Here is a 3238-nt window from a genome sequence, read left to right as displayed (position 1 = left end):
CGTTGCTCCCCAAACCGCTTGGCAACAATCACTATGCCCGTTACAGCCGCTAAAACCATGATGCCTGCTAAAGCCCATTGCACCGGACCATTGCCAACCAACAAGCCGCCAAAACCTGAACAAGACCCTATAATCGGGGCAAGTGCTTCTATCTTTAAAAGACCGCTTGCTGTTTTCGTTTCTACCCTTTGATAATTCGAAGAAACATAAGCCCCTTTTACCCATAATCCCGCTTCTGCTGCTCGACGGTTGGCTAAACCCGCAAGAGGCTTCCCACCGACCTTATTCCATTTCTGTAATTCTAAGGGTACGGCTTCATAATCCCCTTGATTAAGCTTCTTCAACAAGGTTGACTTGCGAAAAGCAGCTGTTCCTACATTATAGCAAAATGAGACCAATGCCGCGAATTGGCAATCCGTTAACGAAACCGTCACCGATTCCTCTACCGTCTTCTCAAATTGCTTTAAGTCTTCACAAAGGATTTCTTCTGCTTGCTTTTGGCTAATACACATGCCTTTTTTGACAAGGGGGTGACCCGCATTGCTGGTGTGACCATAACCAATCGTCCAGATACATGCCGTGTCTCTATATGCCTCTAAACGCAAACCTTCCCATTGTTTGATAAGCTCTAATCCTTCTTTCGATATCTTTCTCATCTGACGCTCCATAAAAAAAGCCCCACAAAAGTGGGGCTGGATAAAATGATGTTCTAATCAATCTCGCGTTAATTATAATAAAGTGGCTCGCTACATCCACGGGCGCCTATTTTTTCATCTTCTACATAACGAGAATGCGCAAAATTCCGTACAAGATGATCATTGTTAGAGCCACCAGTCCAATCGCCTCCTCCCAACATAACATTTATGTCTACACGTAAACTGCTTCCTTGCTCCCCTGTATGCCATTTAGTCACTGGATAACAACCAGACAAATATTGCCAAACATAACCGCAACCATCCTCACAACCGATATGCGAAATCATCCGTCTATTGTTTGTATCAACGTGTCCTCCAGACGTCTTAAGAGAAGGCGCTTGATTGCCGACAATACTGGTTGCTTGATTACTTCCATACATGCTTGGCGAAAACTCATCACTCGTCAAAAATCTCTTACTAACAGACCAAAAATCAAATGCATGATCCGCATAGCTACGACTGGTCGTAATCGGAACACCATAGGCAGACTTTGCATTTACACCTGTCCCTGATTGAAGATAAATATCAACCCAAATATTATGCCACGGATTGTAAACCATCCCTTCTGGACTACTACGTGGGCGGTGATTTAAACACCAAACAGACTTGGGCAAAACATCCCCCGCTTGATAACCCGATAAGAGATGACCTTCAATCTCACCAACATCCGCACATAGCGTATGAAATCCACCGATCTTTTCAGAATTATCCTTTGTATAGCCATCAGGAGCCGTCGGATTTTGCGAAATTTCAAAGGATAGCTCATTCGTCTGATCTTTTAAGATGAGATATATATAATAATCCTTTCCTGCTTCAAGATCTTCGTCAAAAGTCATCCTTCCACGCCCTGGAATGCGGTAAAAGAGGTACCTACCCCCATTCTCTTCACCATGATAAAAGCGAAAACATGCCCCGTCATTGATCACAAGACCTTTTCTATTTTTCGGATCGGCTTCCAGAATTCTGTCAGGTTGATGAAAACGCACATTCTCTAAAAAATTAGTGGAAAGAGAACCTACCTTACTTTGAAGTTCAGAAAGACTGTCACTGTTCCTCTGTGCCTTCTCTTGAACTTCTGTCAATGCACTCTTCGCTTCTTCCGCTAACACTTTTGCCTCAGAGGCGGCTGTATTCGCAGAATTTGTCGTTGCTGTCACCGTGTCTAATGAACTCTTGACCTCTCCAAGCCCTTGCTTCGTCGTATCAGCTTCTTCTTTTGCTTGCTCCGCAACACTCTTCGCTTCTTCTGCTGTCGACTTCGCAGTCTCGGCTACTTCCTTGGCTTCTTCTGATAAACTTTTTGCACTCAAAGCGGTTTGGCTTGCATGATCACTCGTGGATTTTGCTTCATTGGCTATTGTTTCTAAGCCTTCTGCTTTAGATTTTGCATCGCTAGCCTCTCTTAGTGCTTGATCTACTTTCTCTGTTACACTCTCTGCTGCACTTTTCGCCGCTTCCGCCAAACCCTTCGCTTCTGAAGCTGTTTGCGAGGCTTGTTCCACTCCTGTTTGCGCCGATTCGGCAACTCTCTTAACAGTTGCAACAGATTCCTTGACTTCAGCACAAGCATTCTTGGATTGTTCTGAAAGAGCCTTTGCCTCTTCTGCAATATCCTTGGCATCATCAGCTGTCCGTTTTGCGCCATCCGCCTTAAGACTTGCTTGTGTTGCTATCGTCTTAACTTCATGACTCGTCGCTACCGCGGTCGCTGCTACTTGGGTTGTCTCTGTTGCTGTTTGAGAAGCATCTTTCGCTGTTTGTTCTGCACGTTCAGCAATAGATTTCGATTCTTCTGCAACCTGTTGCGCACCATTCGCACGCGCCATGGCTTTTTCCGACTCTTGCCTTGCATTCACAACCTGTTCTAACGGCGCAAAGGTTTCATACGAATACAAAGATGCCGTCCCTAAAATCTTCGGAACAACAACGCTATCTTGCGAAGTTCCTTCTCTGATTTCCTCTTTCGTGGCTATTGGTATCAGATACTCATGACTATGATCAGGTATTTTCATCTGCTTTATTCCTCCATTAAACCTAAAATGAACACTCTTTCAAATCTTCAAACTCTTCTCTTAAGGTCTCTAAGCGCTTCTCTAAATCTTTCAGTGAACCATCAAGCTCTGTTTTCAAAGCGGCTTTCAGTAAATCAAAAACGCCAGTAAGCGGCGCATGTACAAAACCTCCCCCAGAATACAAAACGACCCGTACTTGAGACGGGTCGCTAATCTCTGATATCGCAAACGGTTTTAATGACATTTCAACTCCTCATGTCTTGATCCCATAAATTACACTCACATTAACGGGGCGCGTTTCAACACCACCAACCCTCTCTGCCATGAGATGATGTTCATGATGCTCTCTGTCATTCAGACCGTCTGTTATAGGCGTTGAATAATATAAAAAATTAGCAAAGGGGCTCCTGATAAACCAAGGTAAACGCGGCGGCTTGTCTTTTTCTGTAAACCAAAAGGGAGTCTCTACCTGTGGACTTCCTGCTATTTGGTCAAATTCTTGATTACACTTGTCCAAAGCATCCCCACTCA

Annotated in this window: 3 protein-coding genes and 1 pseudogene; all 4 read right to left on the bottom strand. The window is 44.3% G+C overall.

Annotated features, from left to right (window positions below; all coding sequences use genetic code 11):
• On the bottom strand, positions 1-656 hold a 656-nt coding region (locus tag ACFIL3_RS09390; RefSeq protein WP_375682147.1), incomplete at its 3' end, for a lysozyme.
• A 68-nt stretch (positions 657-724) separates the two neighbouring features.
• Positions 725-2707 carry an alanine-zipper protein gene (locus ACFIL3_RS09385; RefSeq protein WP_375682146.1) on the bottom strand — a complete coding sequence of 661 codons (1983 nt, stop codon included), beginning with the start codon at positions 2705-2707 and terminating at the stop codon, positions 725-727.
• A gap of 22 nt (positions 2708-2729) precedes the next feature.
• Positions 2730-2951 (bottom strand): hypothetical protein, encoded by a 222-nt coding sequence (locus tag ACFIL3_RS09380; RefSeq protein WP_375637004.1) that lies wholly within the window; start codon positions 2949-2951, stop codon positions 2730-2732.
• 9 nt (positions 2952-2960) lie between these two features.
• Positions 2961-3238 (bottom strand): annotated as a pseudogene (locus ACFIL3_RS09375) (phage tail protein); the annotation flags it as partial.

Source organism: Bartonella sp. CE47NXGY, from assembly GCF_042195415.1.
GTDB lineage: Bacteria > Pseudomonadota > Alphaproteobacteria > Rhizobiales > Rhizobiaceae > Bartonella.
The sequence above is the reverse complement of the archived record's forward strand: the minus strand, read 5'-3'. Positions and strand labels throughout refer to the sequence as shown.